Annotated in this window: 1 protein-coding gene; it reads left to right on the top strand. The window is 68.0% G+C overall.

The features are described 5' to 3' along the window. On the top strand, nucleotides 1-4,594 hold a 4,594-nt coding region (locus AWB95_RS22775; protein WP_139818543.1), incomplete at both ends, for a non-ribosomal peptide synthetase.

Genomic DNA, 4,594 nt, shown 5'->3' on the forward strand with positions numbered 1-4,594 from the left:
CGGGTCGGCTGGAGCCGTTGCGGCCGGTGCAACGGCCGACTGTGGTGCCGTTGTCGTTCGCCCAGCAGCGGCTGTGGATCCTGGACCAATTGCAGGGCCCCTCACCGGTTTACAACATGGCGGCGGCGTTGCGGCTGCGTGGCCGGCTTGATGCGGACGCGTTGGGCGCGGCACTGGCCGACGTGGTGGCCCGCCATGAGAGCCTGCGCACACTCTTCGTGGCTCGCGACGGGATACCTCAGCAGGTGGTCATGCCTACGGAGCGAGCCGATTTCGGGTGGGGCGTCGTCGACGCGGGCGGCTGGCCGGAAGACCGGCTTGATGAGGCCATTAGCGAGACAACCCACTACAGATTTGATCTTGCCAACGATATCCCGTTGCAGGCCAGGCTTTTCCGCCGCAACGACGACGAGCACGTGCTGGTGATGGTGGTGCACCATATCGCGGCGGACGGTTGGTCGATCAGCCCGCTGGCCGCTGATTTGAGCATGGCCTATGCCAGCCGATGCATGGGGCGGGCCCCGCAGTGGGCGCCGCTGGCGGTGCAGTACGTCGATTACACACTGTGGCAGCGCGCCCAGTTCGGTGAGCTTCACGATCCCGACAGCCCGATCGCCGCCCAGTTGGCCTACTGGGAACAGGCGCTGGCCGGGATGCCCGAGCGTCTGGTGTTGCCGACCGATCGGCCCTATCCGCCGGTTGCCGATTACCGCGCCGGCAGTGTGGCGGTGGAGTGGCCGGCCGATCTGCAGCAGCAGGTCGCGCGGGTGGCCCGTGAGCACAATGCGACGAGCTTCATGGTGGTGCAGGCTGCCTTGGCGGTGCTGTTGTCGAAGCTCAGCGCCAGTTCCGATGTGGCGCTGGGGTTCCCGATCGCCGGGCGGCGCGACCCCGCGCTCGACGAGCTGGTGGGCTTTTTCGTCAACACGTTGGTGTTGCGGGTCGATGTGGCGGGCGACCCCACTCTTGGAGAGTTGCTGGCCGAGGTGCGGTCGCGCAGCTTGGCCGCCTACGAACACCAAGACGTGCCCTTCGAGGTGTTGGTGGAGCGACTCCACCCGGTCCGCAGCATGGCTCATCATCCGCTGGTGCAGGTGATGCTGGCCTGGCAGAACCTCCCCGGACAGGACATGAACTCCGCGGCCGAGATGGCATTGGATGGTCTGCGGGTCACCCCTAGCCCGGTGGACATCCACACCACCGCTGGTATGGACTTGGCGTTCGCCTTGGCGGAGCGTTTCACCGAGGCGGGTGAGCCTGCCGGGATTGGCGGTGCGGTGGAGTTTCGGACCGATGTGTTCGACGCGCACACGATCGAGGCGCTGATCGAGCGGTTGGAGCGGGTGTTGGCGGCGATGGCCGCCGAGCCGTCGCGGCGGTTGTCGTCGGTGGATGTGCTCGACGAGTCCGAGCGGGCTCGTGTGGATGAGTGGGGTCACCGGGCGGCGTTGAGCGCGGCGACGGCTGCGTCGGTGTCGGTTCCGGGTTTGTTCGCTGCGCAGGTGGCGCGGACACCCGATGCGGTGGCGATCCGTTGCCAAGGCCGCTCGTGGACGTACCGGGAGCTGGATGGGGCGGCGAACCGGTTGGCGCATCTGTTGGCCGGCCACGGGGCGGGCCCGGGACGGTGTGTGGCGCTGCTGTTTTCGCGGTCGGCGGAGGCGATCGTGGCGATGCTGGCGGTGCTCAAGACCGGGGCGGCCTATCTGCCGATCGACCCGGCGCTACCGGCGGGTCGGCTTGGCTACCTGCTCGAGGATTCCGCCCCCGTCGCCGCGGTCACCACGAGCGATCTGGGTGAGCGGCTCGACGGGTTCGCTGTGGCGGTGATCGATGTCGACGACTCTGCGGTGGATATCCAACCCGGCACGGCATTACCGGGTCCCGCCCCTGATGACGTCGCCTACCTGATCTACACCTCGGGCACCACCGGGGTGCCCAAGGGTGTTGCGGTGACTCATCGCAATGTCACGCAGTTGTTGGGGTCGTTGGATGCGGGGCTGCCGGGGGTGGGGGTGTGGTCGCATTCGCATTCGCTGGCGTTTGACGTGTCGGTGTGGGAGATCTTCGGTGCGCTGCTGCGTGGCGGCCGGGTGGTGGTGATACCCGAGGAGGTGGCGCACTCGCCGGAAGACTTGCATGCGTTACTGGTTGCCGAACATGTTGATGTGTTGACTCAAACCCCGTCGGCGGTGGGTGTTTTGCAGGCCGAGGGGTTGGAGTCGGTGGCGTTGGTGGTGGCCGGTGAGGCGTGTCCGGCCGAGGTGGTGGATCGCTGGGCGCCGGGGCGGGTGATGGTCAACGCCTACGGGCCAACCGAGTCCACGATGTGTGTGGCGATCAGCGCGCCGCTGAGGCCGGGCTCGGGGTCGCCGCCGATTGGGTCGCCGGTGGCGGGGGCGGCGTTGTTTGTGCTCGACGCGGGGTTGCGCCCGACACCTGCTGGGGTGGTCGGGGAGTTGTATGTGGCCGGTGCCGGGGTCAGCTATGGCTACGTGGGCCGGGCGGGGTTGACGGCGTCGCGGTTTGTGGCCTGCCCGTTCGGCGGCGCCGGGATGCGGATGTATCGCAGCGGGGATGTGGTGCGCTGGCGCCTCGATGGGCAGCTGGAGTATCTGGGGCGCGTCGATGAGCAGGTGAAGATCCGCGGGTATCGCATCGAGCTCGGCGAAATCCAGGCCGCCCTGGCCGACTGCGACGGGGTGCAGCAGGCGGTGGTGATCGCGCGTGAGGATCGCCCCGGCGACAAACGCCTGGTCGGTTATGTCACCGGCCACGCCGATCCCGCCGAGCTGCGCACCCAACTCGGTGAGCGGCTGCCGGCCTACATGGTGCCGGCGGCGGTGGTGGTGCTCGACGCGTTGCCGTTGACCCCGAACGGCAAGCTCGATACCCGCGCGTTGCCGGCGCCGGACTACACGGTTGGCCACTATCGGGCCCCGGGCAACGCGGTCGAGGAGGTGTTGGCCGGCATCTACGCCCAGGTGCTCGGTATGAAGCGGGTCGGGGTCGACGAGTCGTTTTTCGATCTGGGTGGCGACAGCATTTCGGCGATGCAGGTGGTGGCCCGCGCGCGTGCGGCGAATCTGCTATGCCGGCCCCGCGATGTGTTCGTCGAGCAGAGCGTGGCGAGGCTGGCCCGGGTGGTCACCAGCGCCGGTGAGACCGGCCCGGCCGACGAGGGCCTGGGCCAGGTGGTGGCCACCCCAATCATGCGGTGGCTGCACAGCATTGACGGCGCGGTGGAGCAGTTCAACCAGACCGTTCTACTGCAAGCCCCTAACGATGCCACCGAGGTCGATGTGGTGGTGCTGGTGCAGGCTCTGCTGGATCGCCATGGCATGTTGCGCTCCCGTCTCAACGACGACGGTTGGTCGTTGACCGTGCCCGAGGCCGGCTCGGTCGATGCCCTCGACTGCCTGCGCACCGTCGACGTGTTGTCCGAAGAGGCGCTGATTGCGGCGCGCTCGCGGCTCAGCCCGGCCGCCGGGGTGATGCTTCGCGCGCTGTGGGTGGCCCCGGCGCGCCAGCTGGCGTTGATCATTCACCACCTGGCCATTGACGCGGTGTCGTGGCGAATCCTGTTGGAAGATCTCAACCTTGCCTGGGTCCAGCATCGCGGTGGGCAGCAGGTGGTGTTGGCGGCGACCGGGACATCGTTTACCCGCTGGGCGTCGCTGCTGGAGCAGCACGCGCGTCACCGAGAGGTCGTAGACAAAGCCGACACCTGGCGGCAGGTGGCGGCGGTTCCAGGCGCACTCCCACCGGTGCAGCCGGCGGCGGATACGTTTGCCACCGCGGGCCACTTGTCGGTGTCGCTCGATGGCGAAACCGCCCGGATGCTGCTCGGTGAAGTGCCGGCGGCGTTTCATGCCGGGGCACACGAGATCCTCTTGATCGCTTTGGCTTTGGCGGTCGCGGAGTTTGTGGGCAACCCCGCCGCACCGATCGGTATCGACGTGGAGGGCCACGGGCGCCACGAGGAACTGGCCCCCGACGTGGACCTGTCCCGCACGGTGGGCTGGTTCACCACAAAATACCCGGTGGCGCTGACCGTCGGCGGACTGGACTGGGCGCAGGTGACGGCGGGCGAGGCCGCGCTGGGGCCGGTGATCAAGGACGCCAAAGAACAACTGCGGAGCCTGCCCGACGATCTCACCTACGGGCTGCTGCGGTATGCGAACTCCGAAGTTGAGCTCCCCCAATCGGATCCGGCGATCGGGTTCAACTATCTGGGTCGACTGGGCGCCCCCTCGGCCGGCGTCGACGGTGACGGATGGCGGATCAGCGGGGACGGCGCATCGGTCATCGACGCGGCCACGGCGATCCCCATGGCCTTACCGCATACCGTGGAGCTCAGCGCCGGCACCGTCGACACCGACAATGGCCCACGGCTGCACGGCAACTGGACCTGGGCGCCCTCGGCACTCGACCACGCACAGATCACCCGACTCGCCCGGTTGTGGTTCGAAGCCTTGGCCGGCATCTGGGCCCACGTCAAACACGGCGGCGGCGGATTGACCCCCTCCGATATTGCGCCGGCCCGGCTGACCCAACAGCAGATCGACGAACTGCAGCGGCAATTTGAGATCGC

It is taken from the genome of Mycobacterium celatum (genome assembly GCF_002101595.1).
Lineage (GTDB): Bacteria > Actinomycetota > Actinomycetes > Mycobacteriales > Mycobacteriaceae > Mycobacterium > Mycobacterium celatum.